Origin of the sequence: uncultured Aquimarina sp., assembly GCF_947500065.1 — a bacterium.
GTDB lineage: Bacteria > Bacteroidota > Bacteroidia > Flavobacteriales > Flavobacteriaceae > Aquimarina.
This window is the reverse complement of sequence record NZ_CANMQT010000004.1, coordinates 535,815-554,911: the sequence shown is the minus strand read 5'-3', so window position 1 is coordinate 554,911 and position 19,097 is coordinate 535,815. Positions and strand designations below refer to the sequence as shown.

The following is a 19,097-nucleotide window of genomic DNA, read 5'->3' as shown; positions in this document are numbered from 1 at the left end:
ATGTGATATTTTTTAGTTCTTTTTTTCCAGAACACTTTTGGTATCATCTAGCACAGTGCCTTTAATCTTAATAGCTTTAGTAGACTCCTCTGCATTAGAATAAACTGTTATAGTCTTACGAATAGGTCCTACTCGTTTTGTGTCATACTTCACTTCTATGATTCCCGTTGCTCCTGGAGCAATTGGATCTTCTGGTTTTTTAGGTATAGTACATCCACAACTAGAGTATACTCTAGAAATAATCAAAGGAGCGTCCCCTGTATTTGTGAATTCGAACTGGCGAATACCATCACTACCTTTAGTGATTTCACCATAATCGATTACTTCTGCTTTAAATTCGATTTTTGCTTTAGTATCCTGAGCATTTAGGGTAATTCCCAGAAAACCAATAAATAAAATCATCATTACATTTTTCATAACGTAGGTTTTTATAATTTGTAAAAGTAGTTACTTTTTATCCAACTTCAAAATCACGAAAGACTTTCACGTTGTCGTATATAATAATTACTTTTGCACTCTAAATTCCAAAAATCAGACCAAACTATGGCTTTAGAAGGAAAATATGATGCAAAATCAATAGAAGATAAGTGGTATAGCTACTGGATGGAGAACAATTATTTCCATTCTGAAGTTGATGATAGAGAGGCATATACTATTGTTATTCCTCCTCCTAATGTAACAGGAGTGCTACATATGGGCCATATGCTTAATAATACAATACAAGATGTATTGATCAGAAGAGCTCGTCTTAAAGGGTACAATGCTTGTTGGGTTCCAGGTACGGATCACGCCTCTATAGCAACTGAAGCTAAAGTAGTGGCAAAGTTAAAAGAGGAAGGAATTGATAAAAATGATCTTACTCGCGAGGAATTTTTAGAACATGCTTGGGAATGGACTCATAAACACGGTGGGATTATTTTAGAGCAGCTTAAAAAACTTGGTGCTTCTTGTGATTGGGAACGTACTGCGTTTACAATGGATGACAATTTGTCTGCATCTGTAATTAAAGTTTTTGTTGATTTATATAATAAAGGCTTGATATATAGAGGATACAGGATGGTTAATTGGGATCCTGAAGCAAAGACTACCTTGTCTGATGAAGAGGTGATTTATGAAGAAAAACAAGGAAACCTTTATTATTTAAAATATAAAATAGAAGGAAGTAATGATACGTTAACGATTGCTACAACTCGTCCAGAAACAATTATGGGTGATACTGCGATCTGTATTAACCCAAATGATGAACGATTTACACATTTAAAGGGTAAAAAAGCAATTGTACCTATTGCAAATAGAGCAATTCCTATCATTGAAGATGAATACGTAGACATGGAATTTGGTACTGGATGTTTAAAAGTGACTCCGGCACACGATCAAAATGATAAAGTTTTAGGTGATAAGCATAAATTAGAGGTAATAGATATTTTTAATGATGATGCTACATTGAATTCTTTTGGATTACGTTATGAAGGGAAAGATCGTTTTGTAGTAAGAAAGGAGATTCTTAAGGAATTAGAAGGTTTAGGAATTCTGGAAAAAACAGAAACACACCTTAATAAAGTAGGAACCAGCGAGCGTACTAAAGCGGTAATAGAACCAAAATTGAGTGATCAATGGTTTCTAAAAATGGAAGATTTAGCTAAGCCTGCGTTGGATGCGGTATTAGATAAAGATGTTAATCTAGTTCCTGAGAAATTTATAAATACATATCGCCATTGGATGGAGAATGTAAGAGATTGGAATATCTCCCGTCAGTTATGGTGGGGGCATCAAATCCCTGCATATTTCTACGGTGATGGTAAAGAAGATTTTGTAGTTGCAGAAAGTAAAGAAGAGGCGCTGATTTTAGCAAAGGAAAGAACGGGTAATACTTCTTTAACAGATGCTGATCTAAAACAAGACCCTGATGCTTTGGATACATGGTTTTCTTCTTGGTTATGGCCAATGAGTGTGTTTAATGGTATTTTAGAACCGGATAATAAAGAAATCAACTATTATTATCCGACTAATGATTTAGTAACAGCTCCAGAAATTCTGTTTTTCTGGGTAGCAAGAATGATCATTGCTGGATATGAGTATAGAAATGAGAAGCCTTTTACTAATGTTTATCTTACAGGTATAGTAAGGGATAAACAACGACGTAAAATGTCTAAATCTTTAGGTAATTCTCCTGATCCGTTAGATTTAATATCTAAATATGGAGCAGATGCTATAAGGGTAGGGATGTTGTTAAGTTCTCCTGCGGGTAATGACTTGATGTTTGATGAAGATCTTTGTGATCAAGGAAGGAAATCGTTTGTAAATAAAATATATAATTCTTATAATCTTATAAGTGGATGGGAGGTAGATTCTGTAATCGAACAACCGCAATCATCCGCAATAGCAATTGAATGGTATCGATCGAAGTTTCAAAATACTTTAGTAGAGTTAGAAGATGCATATTCTAAATATAGAATTAGTGATGCATTAATGATTACCTATAAACTAGTTAGGGATGATTTTAGTGGTTGGCTGTTGGAGATGATCAAACCTGCTTATAAAAGCCCAATTGATGCTAAGACATATAAAGAGGTAATTGCAATACTAGAAGATACATTAAAAATAGTACATCCTTTTGTGCCTTTCATTTCTGAAGAAATCTGGCAAGATATTGCTAATAGAACTCCAGAGGAAGCTTTAATTGTATCTAGTTGGCCAGAAATTACTTCTGCTGACGAAACCTTAGTAAAAGAGTTCGAGGTTGCTGCAGATGTAATTTCGGGAGTTAGAACGATTCGTAAAGAAAAAAATATATCATTTAAGGAAACAATCGAATTGATGGTTGTAAATAATGAGAATACACCTACTACCTTTGATTCAGTTGTTACTAAATTGGGGAATATCTCTTCTTTAGCTTATGTGAATGATAAAGTAGATGGAGCGCTTTCTTTTAGAGTGAAATCTAATGAGTATTTTATTCCTGTTTCTGGGGCGATTAATGTGGGAGATGAGATTAAGAAGCTTACTGAGGAATTAGTATACACCGAAGGGTTTTTAAAATCTGTTCAGAAAAAACTTCAGAATGAGCGTTTTGTAAATAATGCACCAGAACAAGTTATTGCTAACGAACGTAAAAAAGCAGCTGATGCTGAAGCAAAAATAGCGACACTAAAATCAAGTCTTTCGGGTTTGCAATAGTCTAAGAAAGTTATTAGAAGAAAAAAGCACTTTAATGAAAATTAAAGTGCTTTTTTTATATATCGGTAATATACTTATTTACTAGTTCTATATACTTTAGTTTGGCTTGATCTGGAGTAAGATTCTTTACTTGAAATAAAGCATTAAGCTTAAAAGCATTTCTTAACTCACTATCTCCTGATGGAGTGTAAAAACCTTCCGTATGCATTGCTTGTTTATAGTATGCATAGAAATGAAGCATAACATCTGGAGGCAATTCAATTTTAGTACTACTGGCTTTCTCAAAAGCCTTTTGGAAAGCGATATTTAACTCCTCATTGGTCATAACTATACATTCGCGATAATACTTTCCCCTCCTTTAACTTTTTGGTTCAAAGAAACATTAATTTTTGTTCCTACTGGCAGAAAAACATCCACTCTAGAGCCAAATTTAATAAATCCACTATCCGAACCTTGGCTTACTTTTTCACCTTCTTTAGCATAATTTACGATTCTTTTTGCTAATGCCCCAGCAATTTGTCTATAAAGAATTTCTACGAAGTTGTTTTTTACAACTACAGTAGTTCGTTCGTTTTCTTCAGAAGCCTTAGGATGCCAAGCAACCAGATATTTACCAGGGTGGTATTTACTCAACTTTACTTCTCCATTAATTGGGTGTCTGGTAACATGTACATTAATAGGTGACATAAAAATAGATACCTGTAATCTCTTTTCCTGAAAATACTCCTTTTCAAATACCTCTTCAATTACCACTACTTTTCCATCAACAGGTGCTACAACGGTATTGTCATTAACATCAGTATGTCTTTTCGGATTTCTGAAAAACTGTAATATTAATATCAAAAAAACTAATGTTACAGAAAATATAGCAATGATCCATTCATCAATCTGAATCGACACATAAGATGCTGCATTAATACCTAAAAAAAGTACTATTGCAACTGAAATAATTTTGTAACCTTCTTTATGAAACATAATTTAATATTTGTAAAAATGCGTATAAAAATGGACTGGCGAATATAATACTATCTAACCGATCAAAAATCCCGCCATGTCCAGGCATTATTGATCCACTGTCTTTTACACCAGCTTGCCTTTTGAACTTAGATTGTATAAGATCTCCAAGAGTACCAAAAATACTCATAATTATACTTATAATCAACCAAACGCTTACCGATAGCGTGTCAGAAAAAAATGCTATTAAATATCCAGCTATTAAAGTAAACAGAAACCCACCTATAAAACCTTCTATGGTTTTTTTTGGTGATATGCGTTCTAATAATTTACGCTTTCCGAAATTTTTACCAACCAAATAAGCAAATGTATCGTTGGTCCATATCATTAGAAGCGGTCCAGCTATCATTATGGGATTGTACTCTCCATTATAGCAAGGTATAAGTGTTAAAAATAGAATAGATGTAATAAGATAAAATATACTAGTAAAGTATTTTCTTTTCTCGAACATAGGGATTATTCTAATAGTAATAAGATCTCTCACTAAAAATAATTGAGTAATTATGGTGAGTCCTAAGGTGATTAGAATAGCGTATAACGGAACTTGAAAATTAGGAGTGTGTAATAAAAGGAGACACCCAATAAAAACTAAGTAGAGCCAAGCTTTTTTTAAATGAATTAATTTCTGAAATTCATAGATGCAGATAATACCAAAGACTAAGAATACTCCAACAAAGGTATATTTAGAAATAAATATAGAAATTAATAATATCGAGATATATAAAAATCCCGATAAAGACCTTGTGAGCAGTTCCTTCATATTATAAATCTTCCAGCAGCAGCAAATATAGATTTTTTGAGCTACTTCCATAGCTTAAGAAGTCTTTTTCTTTTTGCGGTTCGAAGTTTTTGATGGTAGTGATATTAGAGGGGATTGAATTTTTGTTTTTCTCTTTAATTCCTTTAAGTCCTTCTCCAATGGTATTAACTAATTGACTGGTAGATGCTAGTATGATAAAGTCATCGGGTAACTCTGTTAGCTTTTTTTCTCTTAATTGATTAGATGAGATAAGAATAGCTCCACTATCAGCGATGAGATACTCACAGGTAGCAAAAAAAAATGATGCTGGAGATTTTTTTACAAAGCTAAGATTGAATCCTGAAAATTTATGCTCAAGCCCCATATCGAAGCAGCATACATCTTTTTCATACCAATCATTTTCCAATAGAATCTTGTCAAAAGAATCAAGTACTTCATCTTCATTATCGCAATACAAGAATTTACCACCATTCCTTTTGAAATTAATCATAAAGCTTTCATCAACCGGAAGATTGATTTCGGGCATATACTTACTGCGATCATCAGCATGACGTTCCTTACTCTTTTGGTCTGATTTAGATTTTGAGGAAAATATTCTTCTAAATAGACTCATGTTTAGATTCGATCGGGGATTACGGGTTAACAATACCTTCAAAGATAAAAAAATCTTAATCTAATATTCTCATTAGATTAAGATTTTTTTAATTTACTAGTAAAAACTACAATAATTGTTCTTATGAAGGCTCTATTATTGTCTCTTCTTTTTTACCAAATGGACGTTCTCCAAAGATTTTCTCTAAATTATCTTTGAATATAACCTCTTTCTCTAGCAGTACTTCCGCAAGTTCAGTTAATTTATCTTTGTTTTTTTCTAATAACTTGATAGCACGTTGATATTGCTCTTCGATAATATTGGAAATCTCTTTGTCAATTAGTTCACTAGTTTGCTCACTATATGGCTTTGTAAAACCATATTCATTTTCACCAGAAGAATCGTAATATGTTAAATTACCAATTTTATCATTTAAACCATAAACGGTTACCATAGCACGAGCTTGTTTTGTAACTTTTTCTAAGTCGCTTAAAGCTCCTGTGGAAATCTCATCAAAGATTACTTTTTCTGCTGCACGACCTCCAAGAGTGGCACACATTTCATCTAACATTTGATTAGGACGAACTATGAGTCTTTCCTCAGGAAGATACCAAGCAGCACCTAGAGATTGTCCTCTAGGAACAATAGTTACTTTTACTAAAGGAGCTGCGTGTTCTAACATCCAACTTACTGTGGCATGACCTGCTTCATGGAATGCAATAGCACGTTTTTCTCCTGGTGTAACTATCTTATTTTTCTTTTCTAATCCACCGACAATTCTGTCTACTGCGTCAAGGAAATCCTGTTTACCAACTGCTTTATTACCTTTACGAGCTGCGATAAGTGCAGCTTCATTACATACATTAGCAATATCAGCTCCAGAGAATCCCGGTGTTTGTTTTGATAGGAAATCAGTATCTAATCCTTCTTCCTTTTTAAGAGGTTTAAGGTGCACTTCGAATATTTCTTTACGTTCTCTAACATCTGGAAGATCTACATAGATTTGTCTGTCAAAACGACCAGCTCTCATTAAAGCTTTATCTAGGACATCTGCACGGTTGGTGGCAGCTATAACAATTACGTTAGTATTTGTGCCAAAACCATCCATTTCTGTTAGAAGTTGATTTAGTGTATTTTCTCGTTCATCATTTGATCCAGAGAAATTACTTTTTCCTCTTGCTCGACCAATAGCATCAATCTCATCAATAAAAATGATAGCAGGAGATTTTTCTTTCGCTTGTTTGAAAAGATCACGAACTCTGGAAGCTCCAACACCAACAAACATTTCTACAAAATCAGATCCCGATAAAGAAAAGAAAGGTACTTTGGCTTCTCCGGCTACAGCTTTCGCTAATAATGTTTTTCCTGTTCCAGGAGGACCCACTAATAATGCTCCTTTTGGTATTTTTCCACCTAAAGAAGTGTATTTTTCAGGATTCTTCAAGAAATCTACAATTTCCTGAACCTCTTCTTTGGCTCCTTCCAGACCAGCTACATTTTCGAAAGAAACTTTTACATCAGTATTTTGATCAAACAGTTTTGCTTTAGATTTACCAATGTTGAAAATTTGTCCACCGGCACCACCACCAGCGCCACCACTCATTCTTCGCATAATAAATATCCATACACCAATAATTAGCGCAAAAGGAAGTAAAGTGATAAAAATATCACCCCACATATTACTTTCCGTATCGTAACCTACCTCAGTAGCTACTCCATTTTCACTTTTTATTCTTGCAATATCATTTTCGAAGTTTTGCAGATCTCCAAATTCGAACTCATAATCCGGATCATTAGGACTAGTTGGTAGTATTGAATTCTTTTTATTTTTAGTATGTTTTTCTTGGCTTTTTGCTTCTTGAGTCAGAAAAACTCTTGCTTTACGTCTATTGACTATTAATACACGTTCTACTTCTCCATTACTTAAGAAATTATTAAAATCTGAAGGAGTAGTTTCGGGAGCTGATCCCATGTCACTACCACCTATAAAATTTAATGCTAAAAATCCAACAATTATTACAGCATAAATCCAATATGCGCTAAACTTTGGTTTTTTATTTGGTTCTATTTTTTTATTTTCTTTAGCCATTTACGCTTTTTTTAATAGTTCGTTTCAATAGTTGTTGTTTTCGCGTCTCCCCATAACCCTTCTATGTCATAAAACTCTCTTATGTGTTTTTGGAAAACATGTACAACCACGTTTACATAATCAATCAGGACCCATTCTGCATTTTCACTACCCTCAATGTGCCAGGGTTTGTCTTTAAGTGATTTGCTTACTGTTTTTTGGATGGAGTTAACAATGGCATTTACTTGAGTATTAGAAGTTCCGTTACAAATAACAAAATAACTACAAACGGTATTTTCGATTTCTCGCAAATCTAATATACTGATGTCATTACCCTTTACTTCTTCAATACCTTTAATAATTTGAGTTATTAATTCATCAGTACCGATTTCTTTTTTAGTCATGCATTTCTTTAATTTGTGTAAAGTTATTACTTTTTATGGTTTTAATGTCTGTATTTGCGGACATTTGTAAAAACTTTCACATCGTTATTTATGCATATAATCAAAGTTGATGCCATTGACTCAACAAATACTTTTCTTAGAGACATGAATCGAGAAAAATATTTCACAAAACCCGTTTGTGTTGTTGCAAAAGAACAACTACAAGGTAAGGGGCAGATGGGAACTATTTGGCAAAGTAATTCAGGAGAAAACCTTACCTGTAGTGTGTTTTTGCCTGTTGATGAACTTGATGTGATGGATCAGTTTTATATTTCGATGACCGTTTCGCTGGCGGTATATGATACTTTAGATATACTAACGTTGCCTAAATTATCTATAAAATGGCCAAACGACATTCTGTCAGATAGATTTAAGATATGTGGTATATTGATTGAAAATCTTGTTAATAATGGCAGATTAAGAGGTGCGATCGTAGGTGTCGGAATAAATGTAAATCAACAGAATTTTGATAATCTTCCGCTTGCAGGATCCATAAAACAACTTTTGGGTAAGAATTTCGATTTAGATGAAATCTTGTCTATACTATTAACAAGACTTGAATATCGATTTTCAATCCTTACGACCTCTATTTTTAAAGTTCTTAAGGAAGAATACGAATCGTTACTGTTTAGAAAAAATAAACCCTCTACATTTTTAGATGTAAAGGGTAATTCTTTCGTTGGTATTATTCAAGGTATTACTTCGTTCGGAAAGCTTCAAATACTTTTAGAAGATGAGATTGTCAAAAGTTTCGATCTGAAAGAAGTAAAGTTGTTATATTAAAAAGGTAAAGACTAAAGCTTACCAATATTTTCACTCAATGTATTAATGAAATTTTGGATAGGATTTTTGATCATCATACCCATCATGGCGTTAAACTTACCTTCAAAAATAAGTTGAGTCGTACATTTATTGTCTCCAGTATCCAATATGTCAGCAGTCAGTGTAAAAGGTAGCTTTTCACTAGCTGCTCCAAGGATTACCGTTGAGTGTTCCGTATTTTCTTTATGTTCCAAAACGATTTCTGGCATTCCTTTTAATTGAAAAAGAAATCGAACATCATTTAGTTTTTCAAACTTTTGTTTGCTTTCTGGCATTAATTGTTCGAAGTTTTCAACTTTCATTAAAAATTCAAATACTTCTTGTTGAGTTTTTTCTACAGTAACTGTAGGGCTTTTTAAATTCATGGAGATTAAAAATTTATTGATTCCACTCTGCTGGATTAACTCTCCAGTTTTGTAGTGTTTCTTGTTGTTCTTCAGTAATGTAATTAGTGTCTAATGCTTGTTCCAGAAGATTTTCATAATTACTTAAAGTGTGCAAAGATAATGCCGCTTCTTCGAAGTTTTTTGATGCAATATCAAAACCGTAATTAAAAATAGCTACCATTCCTTTTACATTGGCATTTACTTCATTTAATGCTTTTACTGCATTAAGACTACTTTTTCCGGTGCTAATCAAGTCTTCTACTACCACTACATTTTTTCCTGAAGGAACAATTCCTTCTATTTGGTTTTTCCTTCCATGCTTTTTCGCTTCTGGGCGTACATAGATAAAAGGTAGATTTAATTGCTCAGCTACTAGCATGCCAATACCAATAGCTCCAGTAGCTACTCCTGCTATCACATCAGGCTTGCCATATTTTTCTTCGATAAACTTAGCAAGGTTCTCTCTTAAGAAATTCCGGATAACAGGATAAGAGAGTGTTACGCGGTTATCACAATAGATAGGAGATTTCCATCCAGAAGCCCATGTAAAAGGTTCTTGTGGTTGTAATTTAATTGCATTAATTTGCAATAGTAGTTCAGCAGTTTTTTTTGCTGTATTTTTATCAAAAATCATAGTTGCAAATGTATAAAGTTTTTGTGAATAATACGCCTATTATTCTATCTACAAAAAAGGTAATTAAAGATTATGAAACAATTCATATCAAAGAAGTAGAATTTCCTAAAATTATAAGGGATATTTTGCAAAAAGAGGATGAAGGTGAGGAGGCGAAATACCATTTTTATCATAAAAGTGAGAATAAGCTTATCGAACATTTGTATGCTAAATTACCGGTAGTGATTGCAGGAGGAGGTAAAGCCTATAATGCGGAAGATGAAATTCTTTTTATCTATCGTAATGGAAAATGGGATTTGCCTAAAGGTAAAATAGAAAAAAATGAGCATATAGAAACTGCAGCTGTTCGGGAGGTAGAGGAGGAGACAGGAGTAACAGGTTTAGAAATCACTAAATTTTTATATAAAACATTTCATGTATTCAGAAGAAATGGAGAATTTCGATTGAAGGTTACGTACTGGTTTGAGATGAAAACTGAATTTAATGGAGTATTAGTGCCTCAGAAAGAAGAAGGTATCACTAAAGTAAAATGGAAAAATAGGAAAAAAGCAAAAAAGGCATTAACTAATTCATATGCGAATATAAAAAAGCTTTTTTCTCATGATTATTTATCATAGTTAACACTTAAAGATTTATTTTAAGAAGTTAAGAAGAGAAATGGATTGTAACTTTTGTGTTCATCTTATGACATATGATATACATTGTTTCATTTTTTAAATCAATAATCTTTGAGGTATTACTACCAATTACAATACAAGCGTATTTATCGAATTTTTAAGGATTTTGGGACAGAACCTTTTATAGGATACCCATTAATCATCGTGTTATTTTGTTGGATATCTTCAAGTTTTTTTGATAAAGTTTTATATGCTAATTATATATATGTTATGATTAGTATTGTTTTTGCTTATACTTTAAGTAACACCGAACATGCTAGGTTTTTGAAACAGCATTTTTCAGCAATTAACTATCAAAAAATTATAGTTTATAATAACTTACTTAAAGTAGCACCGTTTGTAATGTTTTTAATTTATAAAATGTGTTTTATAGAAGCGTTGTTGGCATGTTTTCTGACATTCTCTATATCATTCGCCAATAAAAAGAATAAAATTTCAATAACAATACCTACGCCTTTTGGTAAAAGACCTCCGGATTTTATTGTAGGTTTTCGTAAAACGTTTTGGTTATTCTTGTTGATTTATGGTGTAGCTTTTGTAACTGTCTATAAGGACAATTTTAACTTAGGTATATTCTCTTTGGTATCAGTTTTTTTCGTTTGTTCGAGCTATTATCTGAAACCGGATCCTAAATTTTATATTTGGGTTCATGCTATGAATTCTAGAGAATTTCTAAAACATAAAATATTAATAGCTTTTCGAAATAGTTTTGTGTTAGCGCTTCCGATTCTTATTACTTTATCAATTTTTTATCTTGATCAGTGGTATATAACCTTGTTTTTCTTGTGTATGGGTTTTTTGTATATGATGATGTATTTATTGATGAAATATTCTTTTCAGAATCAGGGAATGGAAATGTTTCAAGGGATAATAGGTGTTTTATGTCTTTTGTTTCCGCCAATTATGGTAATTGCGATACCTTATTTTTATAACAAGGCTATAAATAACTTAGATCAACTACTGAAATGATATATATTAAAAAATTACATAAACATTACGGAAATAATAAGGTGCTTAATGATGTCAATTTAGCATTTAGCCCAGGAGAAATTCATGGTATTGTAGGAGAGAATGGGGCTGGAAAAACAACTTTGTTTAGGGCTATTTCGGGTATGGAAAATTTTAAAGGGACAGTAAAATATACAGAAGGTAAAATAAAAGACTCCATAGGGTTTTTGCCAACGAATCCATATTTTCTCTCCAAGATTACTGGAAAAGAATATTTACAATTATTGTGTAACGCTAGAAATATTAAAATAAGTGATTTTGAAGAAAAAAATATTTTCGATCTACCTTTGAGTCAATATGCCGAAACATATTCTACAGGAATGAAAAAGAAGTTGGCATTAACGGGTGTTCTCTTACAAAAGAATGATATTTTTATTTTGGATGAGCCATTTAACGGAGTTGATATCTACAGTAATATTATTATCAATCAGGTTTTAACTAAATTAAAAGAGCTGAACAAGATCGTGGTTTTATCATCACATATTTTTTCTACTTTGTATGAAACTTGCGATTATTTACATTATTTAAAAAATGGAAGTATTGTAAAAAGCGTCGGTAAACCCCAATTTGAAATCATTGAAAAAGAGATGCAATCCTCTGGTGTTGGAGTTAAAATAGATAAGTTGAATTTATAGCAATTTCTATTTTAAAACACGATACACTGGATACCTCATATGGGCTTTTTCATAGTTGTCAGATTGCTTATGAATCCAATCTAGTTGTGCATACCAATTTTTAATAAAAGCAGTATCTTTTTTCTTCTCTTCGAACTTTTGTTTTAGTTTTTTATCTTTTTCTAATAGTTCTAAAGCTTTATCCTCCCAAACATATGGTGAGAATCCTTCTTTTTGTTGTAAGATAGTATCAAAGAAATTCCAGTTAAAAAATGAATCTGGAGCTTCTGGTTCTAATGTTTCTAATAAGTATCTAAACCCTTTTTGATCAGTAGGAATAATCAGATCTCCTTTTTTTAGGGCTATTTTTTCTATACTTTTTATTACAGAAGTCAAATAGTGGAGATAATGACCTTCATAAGGCATTTTTCGGCTTTTGTAATCATTGATATGATACACTTCTACGGATATTGTAGAATCCTTTTCTAAGGTTTTGTAGGATATTTTATTTAGATCTAATTTCTCTTTCATATTCCACCATCCTTGAGGGATTATATAAGCTTTAGGTACAGTGATTTCAGTACTTGCTGTAAAGTAATTTTGATATCGAACTTCTTTAGTGTACGGTTCGTTTTGATCGTATTTTAGTCGTTTGACTCCTGTGATTTTACTCTCGATATACTTTCCTTCATATCCTTTAAAATTAAAAACTGTTGTTTTGGTGGTGTCTACTTTCCAATTTACAGCATAGGTATTTTGTTTAGGTAAATCTTCAAAAGCCTGTTTTCTAAGGTTCTTGATTTTTTCTCCATCTTTTTCGGTAATGGCAATCATTGATTTCATTAATTCATACGTGCCTAATACTCTTGATTTGTAGGGTTTTAGCATGTGAGTTTCTACCATCATTCCTAAAGTATTCCATAGTGTAGTGTATCCTGTAGAGTATCTGGGAGAGTCCATGAATTGTGTCCAACCTTTGTCGGGTGTTGTTCCCCATACATTTACGTATGGAGTAATGTCCCAATTCTTATTAGTTAGAGAGGCTTCTAACTGAGGATGCATTTCAGTATTTAGATAATCACCAAGTTTACCACTTAATTTATTATGCTGTGTAAACAAATGCGTTAATGTATATTGATAATCAGCTCCATTACTAACATGATTGTCGATAAAAACATCAGGCTGTACTAAATGGAAAATCCGTGCAAAGGTTTGTGCATTTTTCGTGTCGTTTTTTATAAAGTCACGGTTCAGATCATAATTACGAGCATTTCCTCTAAAACCATAGGCTTTAGGACCATTCTGATTGGTGCGAGTTCCTGTATTTCGATTTAAAGCACCTCCAATATTATAAATAGGAATAGCTACTAAAACAGTGTTCTTTGGGGCTTCAATAGTTCCTTTAGCAATATCTCTAAAGAGTAACATAGTGGCATCAATACCATCGCTTTCTCCAGGATGAATTCCGTTATTAATTAATAAAATCCGTTTTGTTTCTCGAATCTTTTCAAAATCAAATTCTTTATCAGGATTTAAGGCGATAATGTGTAAAGGGTTGCCACTGTCCGTCATTCCAATTTCTTGAATGTGGATTTCTGGATATGCTTCAGAAAGATTTTTGTAATAAGTAATCACTTCTGGGTATGTTGGTGTTTCCATACCGTCACTTTTTTCGAAAATTGTGGTAAAATCAATATTTTCTGCAGATTTTTTTTGGGAAGTGTTACAAGAAATAATCGTTACCAGGCTGATAGTGAGTAGTGTAATTCGCATAGGTGATATATGTAAGGGATAAATATACTAAGTTTTACGATTTTTGAATCTTCTATAACGTTTTAGTTGAGTTTTGGAGATAGATAGAACCTGATTTTACTTGTCAGGACATAAAATAACTGTATTTTTGCACCCTCAAAATAGACTGATTATGACTGAGTTTGTAAGAAAAAGAGTGGCAAATGCCAAAAATGATATTCTGTCTGGTCTAACTGTGGCTTTAGCCTTGGTTCCAGAAGCGGTGGCTTTTGCATTTGTAGCAGGAGTAGATCCTTTGGTAGGGTTATATGCGGCATTTATGATCGGATTAATCACTTCTGTTTTTGGTGGGCGTCCAGGTATGATTTCAGGAGCGACCGGTGCACTGGCTGTGGTTATGGTAAGTCTCGTTGCAGAAGGAAATGCAATGGGTGCTGAAGGAGAACAATTAGGGTTGTATTATCTTTTTGCTACCGTGATATTAATGGGTGCTATCCAAATGTTAGCAGGTGTTTTTAAGCTTGGTAAATTTGTACGTTTGATTCCCCATCCGGTAATGATGGGATTTGTAAATGGTTTAGCAATTGTGATTTTTCTTTCTCAGTTAGGGATGTTCCCAGATATGGTGTCTGAAGATGTTTCCTTTTGGGGAGATATGGGTACTTGGTTTAGTGAGTTTTTTACTAGTTTGACAACAAATGGTTCTATATGGATTATGTTTGGGTTTGTGTTGTTGACTATGTTAATTATGTGGGGATTACCTAAAATTAAAGCCACGGCTAAGTTACCAGAAGCTTTAATTGCGATATTGGTGGTTTCTGCAATAGTAATCCTTGGAAAATTGGATGCAGCTACTGTGGGTAGTTTTATTAAAGATGGAGGAGGAGAAGGTCTTAAAGGAGGTTTACCTCAATTTCAGTTTGATATTTTTAATAAAGTGCCTATGACCTGGAAAACATTGTGGTTTATAGGTCCATATGCTTTGATTCTTGCAGCAATTGGTTTGATAGAATCATTGATGACATTAAACCTTATAGATGAATTAACAGAGACACGTGGTAATTCTAATAGAGAATGTCTTGCTCAAGGTGGTGCGAATATTGTTACAGGTCTTTTTGGTGGAATGGGTGGTTGTGCAATGATTGGACAATCCATTATAAATATTAAAGGTGGTGGACGTACTCGTTTATCCGGAATTGTTGCTGCGGTAACGCTATTAATGTTTATATTATTTGCTTCAGGATTAATTGAGCAGGTTCCTATTGCAGCATTGGTAGGTGTAATGTTTATGGTAGTGATTGGTACGTTTGCTTGGTCTAGTTTTAGAATATTGAATAAAATCCCATTAACCGATGCTATTGTTCTGATTTCGGTTTCATTGCTAACAGTGTTTTTTGATTTGGCAGTGGCTGTAATTGCAGGAGTAATTATGTCAGCACTGGCTTTTGCTTGGGAGAATGCTAAAAAAATCCGAGCAAGAAAACATATTAAAGAAGATGGTACGAAAGTATATGAAATTTGGGGTCCTCTATTCTTTGGAAGTATACAGGCTTTTAACTCTAAGTTTGATATAGCTAATGATCCAGAGAATGTAGAAATTGATTTTATTGAATCTCGTGTAAGTGATCATTCTGCGCTAGAAGCTATTTTTAATTTGGTTGGTAAGTATGAAGAAGCTGGTAAAAAAGTTCGTGTAAAACATCTAAGTGAAGAATGTCAAGCATTGATGATTAAAGCTTCTCCTAGATTAGCTAGTGTTATAGCACATGATATTGATGATCCAAGATATCACGTGATGGCTAAAGCTATGAAATAAATAAAATGTATATTTCGATCACTAAGTCGAAATAAGTATTAAATGGATGTCCCTTTTGAACCTGTTGTTTTTGGTATTAAAGTGAATATCCATTTGATTTTAGAATACGCTGCTTTTTTTGTTGGATTTCGGTATTATATAATTTTAAAAAAGAATATAACCGACCCAATATCTTCCTCTAATAGATTGTCAATAATTATTGGCGCTGTCTTTGGTGCATTTTTAGGATCTAGAATTATTGGTTTTTTAGAAAACCCTTCTTTTTTGTCGTTTAGTTTGGAATATGTAGTTCAGTTGTTAAGTGCTAAAACTATTATGGGTGGTCTTTTTGGAGGTTTGCTTGGAGTGGAATTGGCTAAAAAAATAATTGGAGAAGAAAAATCTTCTGGTGATTTATTTACGTTTCCTATTATACTGGGAATTATTATTGGTAGAGTAGGTTGCTTTCTGGCAGGAATTAATGAATTTACTTATGGAAAACAGACAACCTCTTTTTTTGGAATGGATTTAGGAGATGGTTTGTTAAGATATCCAATTGCACTTTTCGAAGTGATTTTTCTATTACTATTATGGATTCTTTTAAAGCGATTTCATAATAAAATCAATTTAGAATCTGGTATGCTTTTTAAATGCTTTATGATTTCTTATTTCCTTTTTCGTTTTTTGATAGAGTTTTTAAAACCGAATACTTTTTTAGTGCTGGGGCTTAGCAGTATTCAGTATTTGTGTATCTTATGCTTAATTTATTATCAAAAAACCATCCGAAAATTCTTTTATGCCAACTAGAAACTATACCTATTACGATTTTACATTAAGTTTATGTCCAACTTGTCTTAAGAGAATTGATGCCAAAATTGTTTTTGAAGATGATAAGGTTTTTATGCTAAAACGATGTCCTGAACACGGTAGATCTAAAGTGTTGATAGCAGATGATATAGAATATTATAAGAGCATTAGAAACTATAATAAACCTTCGGAATTTCCTTATAAATTCAACACAACTACCGATTATGGATGTCCATATGATTGTGGATTGTGTCCAGATCATGAACAACATTCTTGCTTATCGATTATCGAAGTTACGGATAGGTGCAATTTGACCTGTCCTACGTGTTATGCCTCTTCATCACCGCATTATGGTAGACATCGAACGCTGGATGAAATAAAAAAAATGTTGGATACGATTGTTGAAAATGAAAAAGAACCTGATGTCGTTCAGATTAGTGGTGGTGAGCCAACTATACATCCTCAATTTTTTGAGATACTTGATTACGCAAAACAATTACCCATTCGGCATTTAATGGTAAATACAAACGGCGTTAGAATTGCTAAGGATTTGAAGTTTGTGGAGCGATTAGCGGGATATATGCCTGATTTTGAAATCTACCTGCAATTTGATTCATTGAAAGGGGAGGTTTTAGAAAAATTGAGAGGCGAAGATCTGACTAAGATAAGAAGACAAGCTGTTGAAAATTTAAATCAATTTAATCTTTCTACCACTTTGGTAGTAACATTAGAAAAAGGTTTGAATGATGAGGAGATAGGAGAAATCATAACCTTTGCTACTCAGCAGAAATGTGTGAGAGGAGTAACTCTACAGCCCACTCAGATTGCTGGCCGATTAGAAGATTTTGATACGCAAGAAAATCGAATTACTTTAACAGAAGTTCGCAGAAAAATACTGGAGCAGTTCCCTGTTTTTGAGTCGGATGATTTGATTCCTGTTCCTTGTAATCCAGATGCATTGGTAATGGGATATGCATTGAAGAATGCGGACGGAATTATTCCTTTAACACGATATATTAATCCAGCTGATTTATTAGATAATGGTAAGAATACTATTGTTTATGAACAGGATACCGAATTGCATGGTAAAATGTTAGAATTGTTTAGTACTGGGAACTCCGTAGATGTAGCTTCAGAGAACCTTAAATCTATTATGTGTTGTTTGCCGGAGATTGATGCGCCGGATTTAGGGTATGATAACTTATTTAGAATTATTATTATGCAATTTATTGATGCTTATAACTTTGATGTAAGGGCTGTTAAGAAATCGTGTGTGCATATAGTGAATAAGGATTATAAAATTATTCCTTTTGAGACTATGAATCTTTTTTATAGGGATGATAAGCTAGAGTATTTGAAACAATTAAGAAAAGAGACGGTATGATTACAAATTCAATTTTATTAGAAGTAGGAAACCTAAATGGTATAGTTTATTTCATATTATTGATATTATTAGGCCCTCCGGTACTATTAGGAATTATTGGTTTGATCCTTTTTAGAACTAAAAACCGTAAAGCAGGAAAAGTCTTTTTTATCCTTGCTGGTGTCTATCTTGTCGTTGGGTTAGGAATTTGTGGGGCTTTGATAAGCCAAAATTAATCTCTTTTTAACAGATACATGTTTTCATTAAGAATTTGATTTTTGTCATTAATACCAAATTCTGAAGCATAAGTCTTTGCTAAACTATATTCGTCAACGTGCTCTTTTAAGGTATATCCATCTATGTTTTGATAATATGAATTGGATATGGTTTGATGAGAAAAAGAGTCGTTGGTGTCATTGTGACTATCAAAATAATGAAGTAGTCTCCTGTAAACTTTGGTGTGTTCTATTTCCGGAAGATAGGATACACTTCCCACTATATCACCTGATCGTTGTATGTTTCGAAAAACCTTGAATAATTTTTTCGTTGTTTGTTGGTCTAAAAAGAATAATACTCCTTCTAATAATATAAAAATAGGCTCTTTTTTTAGATGAGGTTTTAGTGATTTTACAATTTCTTCTTCCGATAGAGTGTTAAAATCTAATGATATGTATAGTATATCACGATTGGGTAACTTCTTTTCTTGGATCCATTGATCTATTTTTTCCTTTTTGTAGTCAATAATGTCTTTTTTGTCAATCTCAATAGTTGAAACATTATCATTCATTAAGAATTGATACATGCTAAAGCCAGATCCAAAATTAATCAGAGTTCCGCCTTTATTACTTTCAAAAAAAGATTTCATGCTTTCATAAAAAAATCTATTTCTAAGGCTGTGTAGAATTGCTTCGTATGTAGAAACGTTTTCTAGAATCTCAGGAATCAAACTATCGGTAGAAGAATTGTTCCAAAGTTTAGCATATATATCTTTGCTAACATCTTCATATTGTGATCTATATGTAGATACTACAAAGGCGGTTTCATGAATTTGCATACTATCATAATATTTTTGATTTCTAAAATTATCAAAAATATTCTATTAAGTATTGATGGTTTTGTTTTTTTTAAATATGAACATAAAAAAAACACCACTATGTCAAGCAAGAAGATAGTGGTGTTTATAAC

Annotated in this window: 20 protein-coding genes; 9 read left to right on the top strand and 11 right to left on the bottom strand. The window is 32.8% G+C overall.

The genetic code is table 11. The annotated features are described in order from the left end of the window. Positions 1-12: 12 nt before the first annotated feature. A complete protein-coding gene (locus Q0975_RS15270; protein WP_299438163.1) occupies positions 13-417 on the bottom strand; it encodes a DUF1573 domain-containing protein in 405 nt (134 codons plus the stop codon). A 126-nt stretch (positions 418-543) separates the two neighbouring features. On the opposite strand from Q0975_RS15270, the gene Q0975_RS15265 reads away from it, so the two are divergent. Then, entirely contained in the window at positions 544-3,177 is a 2,634-nt protein-coding gene (locus Q0975_RS15265; RefSeq protein ID WP_299438161.1) for a valine--tRNA ligase, read from the top strand. Between the two features lie 55 nt (positions 3,178-3,232). Here Q0975_RS15265 and Q0975_RS15260 read toward each other — a convergent pair whose 3' ends face one another. The 6 genes from Q0975_RS15260 to rsfS all read right to left on the bottom strand — a co-directional run bounded on the left by Q0975_RS15260 (position 3,233) and on the right by rsfS (position 8,015). Continuing rightward, positions 3,233-3,502, bottom strand: a complete 270-nt coding sequence (locus Q0975_RS15260) for an acyl-CoA-binding protein (RefSeq protein WP_299438159.1) — start codon at positions 3,500-3,502, stop codon at positions 3,233-3,235. Positions 3,503-3,504: 2 nt separating this feature from the next. Continuing rightward, complete coding sequence (locus Q0975_RS15255) at positions 3,505-4,152, bottom strand: phosphatidylserine decarboxylase family protein (protein ID WP_299438157.1); 648 nt, start codon at positions 4,150-4,152, stop codon at positions 3,505-3,507. Next, a complete protein-coding gene (locus tag Q0975_RS15250; protein WP_299438155.1) occupies positions 4,142-4,951 on the bottom strand; it encodes a phosphatidate cytidylyltransferase in 810 nt (269 codons plus the stop codon). Before Q0975_RS15250 ends, Q0975_RS15255 begins: the two co-directional genes overlap by 11 nt. Before the next feature lies 1 nt (position 4,952). Next, positions 4,953-5,564, bottom strand: a complete 612-nt coding sequence (locus Q0975_RS15245) for an LUD domain-containing protein (RefSeq protein ID WP_299438154.1) — start codon at positions 5,562-5,564, stop codon at positions 4,953-4,955. A gap of 121 nt (positions 5,565-5,685) precedes the next feature. After that, positions 5,686-7,632, bottom strand: a complete 1,947-nt coding sequence (ftsH, locus tag Q0975_RS15240) for an ATP-dependent zinc metalloprotease FtsH (protein WP_299438152.1) — start codon at positions 7,630-7,632, stop codon at positions 5,686-5,688. 11 nt (positions 7,633-7,643) lie between these two features. Beyond that, complete coding sequence (gene rsfS / locus Q0975_RS15235; protein WP_299438150.1) at positions 7,644-8,015, bottom strand: ribosome silencing factor; 372 nt, start codon at positions 8,013-8,015, stop codon at positions 7,644-7,646. Positions 8,016-8,105: 90 nt separating this feature from the next. Between rsfS and Q0975_RS15230 the strand changes: the two genes are divergently transcribed. Further along, entirely contained in the window at positions 8,106-8,837 is a 732-nt protein-coding gene (locus tag Q0975_RS15230; protein WP_299438148.1) for a biotin--[acetyl-CoA-carboxylase] ligase, read from the top strand. 11 nt (positions 8,838-8,848) lie between these two features. Here the strand turns inward: Q0975_RS15230 and Q0975_RS15225 are convergent, their stop codons facing one another. Further along, positions 8,849-9,241: an SRPBCC family protein gene (locus Q0975_RS15225; protein WP_299438146.1), complete on the bottom strand. Its 393-nt coding sequence runs from the start codon at positions 9,239-9,241 to the stop codon at positions 8,849-8,851. Between the two features lie 13 nt (positions 9,242-9,254). Continuing rightward, entirely contained in the window at positions 9,255-9,896 is a 642-nt protein-coding gene (gene pyrE / locus Q0975_RS15220) for an orotate phosphoribosyltransferase (RefSeq protein ID WP_299438144.1), read from the bottom strand. An 8-nt stretch (positions 9,897-9,904) separates the two neighbouring features. Here pyrE and Q0975_RS15215 point away from each other — a divergent pair, with 8 nt between their 5' ends. From Q0975_RS15215 to Q0975_RS15205, 3 genes are all read left to right on the top strand, one after another. Continuing rightward, on the top strand, positions 9,905-10,513 hold the full coding sequence (locus Q0975_RS15215; protein ID WP_299438142.1) for an NUDIX domain-containing protein: 609 nt from the start codon (positions 9,905-9,907) through the stop codon (positions 10,511-10,513). A gap of 111 nt (positions 10,514-10,624) precedes the next feature. After that, positions 10,625-11,542 carry a hypothetical protein gene (locus tag Q0975_RS15210; protein WP_299438140.1) on the top strand — a complete coding sequence of 306 codons (918 nt, stop codon included), beginning with the start codon at positions 10,625-10,627 and terminating at the stop codon, positions 11,540-11,542. Next, complete coding sequence (locus Q0975_RS15205) at positions 11,539-12,216, top strand: ABC transporter ATP-binding protein (RefSeq protein WP_299438138.1); 678 nt, start codon at positions 11,539-11,541, stop codon at positions 12,214-12,216. Before Q0975_RS15210 ends, Q0975_RS15205 begins: the two co-directional genes overlap by 4 nt. A gap of 6 nt (positions 12,217-12,222) precedes the next feature. Here Q0975_RS15205 and Q0975_RS15200 read toward each other — a convergent pair whose 3' ends face one another. Continuing rightward, positions 12,223-13,968: a M14 family metallopeptidase gene (locus Q0975_RS15200; protein ID WP_299438136.1), complete on the bottom strand. Its 1,746-nt coding sequence runs from the start codon at positions 13,966-13,968 to the stop codon at positions 12,223-12,225. 151 nt (positions 13,969-14,119) lie between these two features. Here Q0975_RS15200 and Q0975_RS15195 point away from each other — a divergent pair, with 151 nt between their 5' ends. The 4 genes from Q0975_RS15195 to Q0975_RS15180 are packed head-to-tail and all read left to right on the top strand — an operon-like array spanning position 14,120 to position 18,148. After that, positions 14,120-15,763: a SulP family inorganic anion transporter gene (locus tag Q0975_RS15195; RefSeq protein ID WP_299438134.1), complete on the top strand. Its 1,644-nt coding sequence runs from the start codon at positions 14,120-14,122 to the stop codon at positions 15,761-15,763. 42 nt (positions 15,764-15,805) lie between these two features. Continuing rightward, entirely contained in the window at positions 15,806-16,549 is a 744-nt protein-coding gene (locus Q0975_RS15190; protein WP_299438133.1) for a prolipoprotein diacylglyceryl transferase family protein, read from the top strand. Continuing rightward, on the top strand, positions 16,539-17,933 hold the full coding sequence (locus Q0975_RS15185; protein WP_299438131.1) for a radical SAM protein: 1,395 nt from the start codon (positions 16,539-16,541) through the stop codon (positions 17,931-17,933). Before Q0975_RS15190 ends, Q0975_RS15185 begins: the two co-directional genes overlap by 11 nt. Beyond that, positions 17,930-18,148 carry a hypothetical protein gene (locus Q0975_RS15180; RefSeq protein ID WP_299438129.1) on the top strand — a complete coding sequence of 73 codons (219 nt, stop codon included), beginning with the start codon at positions 17,930-17,932 and terminating at the stop codon, positions 18,146-18,148. Before Q0975_RS15185 ends, Q0975_RS15180 begins: the two co-directional genes overlap by 4 nt. Here the strand turns inward: Q0975_RS15180 and Q0975_RS15175 are convergent. Continuing rightward, positions 18,145-18,966 carry a class I SAM-dependent methyltransferase gene (locus tag Q0975_RS15175; RefSeq protein ID WP_299438127.1) on the bottom strand — a complete coding sequence of 274 codons (822 nt, stop codon included), beginning with the start codon at positions 18,964-18,966 and terminating at the stop codon, positions 18,145-18,147. The two genes, Q0975_RS15180 and Q0975_RS15175, sit on opposite strands and share 4 nt — an antisense overlap. Positions 18,967-19,097: the final 131 nt, after the last annotated feature.

Excerpts from the sequence above, each read along its gene's own strand:
- rsfS (WP_299438150.1), bottom strand. The coding sequence starts at position 8,015 with ATGACTAAAAAAGAAATCGGTACTGATGAATTAATAACTCAAATTATT.
- Q0975_RS15245 (WP_299438154.1), bottom strand. The coding sequence starts at position 5,564 with ATGAGTCTATTTAGAAGAATATTTTCCTCAAAATCTAAATCAGACCAA.
- Q0975_RS15270 (WP_299438163.1), bottom strand. The coding sequence starts at position 417 with ATGAAAAATGTAATGATGATTTTATTTATTGGTTTTCTGGGAATTACC.
- Q0975_RS15190 (WP_299438133.1), top strand. The coding sequence starts at position 15,806 with ATGGATGTCCCTTTTGAACCTGTTGTTTTTGGTATTAAAGTGAATATC.
- Q0975_RS15250 (WP_299438155.1), bottom strand. The coding sequence starts at position 4,951 with ATGAAGGAACTGCTCACAAGGTCTTTATCGGGATTTTTATATATCTCG.
- Q0975_RS15180 (WP_299438129.1), top strand. The coding sequence starts at position 17,930 with ATGATTACAAATTCAATTTTATTAGAAGTAGGAAACCTAAATGGTATA.
- pyrE (WP_299438144.1), bottom strand. The coding sequence starts at position 9,896 with ATGATTTTTGATAAAAATACAGCAAAAAAAACTGCTGAACTACTATTG.
- ftsH (WP_299438152.1), bottom strand. The coding sequence starts at position 7,632 with ATGGCTAAAGAAAATAAAAAAATAGAACCAAATAAAAAACCAAAGTTT.
- Q0975_RS15200 (WP_299438136.1), bottom strand. The coding sequence starts at position 13,968 with ATGCGAATTACACTACTCACTATCAGCCTGGTAACGATTATTTCTTGT.
- Q0975_RS15230 (WP_299438148.1), top strand. The coding sequence starts at position 8,106 with ATGCATATAATCAAAGTTGATGCCATTGACTCAACAAATACTTTTCTT.
- Q0975_RS15225 (WP_299438146.1), bottom strand. The coding sequence starts at position 9,241 with ATGAATTTAAAAAGCCCTACAGTTACTGTAGAAAAAACTCAACAAGAA.
- Q0975_RS15185 (WP_299438131.1), top strand. The coding sequence starts at position 16,539 with ATGCCAACTAGAAACTATACCTATTACGATTTTACATTAAGTTTATGT.
- Q0975_RS15260 (WP_299438159.1), bottom strand. The coding sequence starts at position 3,502 with ATGACCAATGAGGAGTTAAATATCGCTTTCCAAAAGGCTTTTGAGAAA.
- Q0975_RS15195 (WP_299438134.1), top strand. The coding sequence starts at position 14,120 with ATGACTGAGTTTGTAAGAAAAAGAGTGGCAAATGCCAAAAATGATATT.
- Q0975_RS15215 (WP_299438142.1), top strand. The coding sequence starts at position 9,905 with ATGTATAAAGTTTTTGTGAATAATACGCCTATTATTCTATCTACAAAA.
- Q0975_RS15265 (WP_299438161.1), top strand. The coding sequence starts at position 544 with ATGGCTTTAGAAGGAAAATATGATGCAAAATCAATAGAAGATAAGTGG.
- Q0975_RS15205 (WP_299438138.1), top strand. The coding sequence starts at position 11,539 with ATGATATATATTAAAAAATTACATAAACATTACGGAAATAATAAGGTG.
- Q0975_RS15255 (WP_299438157.1), bottom strand. The coding sequence starts at position 4,152 with ATGTTTCATAAAGAAGGTTACAAAATTATTTCAGTTGCAATAGTACTT.
- Q0975_RS15175 (WP_299438127.1), bottom strand. The coding sequence starts at position 18,966 with ATGCAAATTCATGAAACCGCCTTTGTAGTATCTACATATAGATCACAA.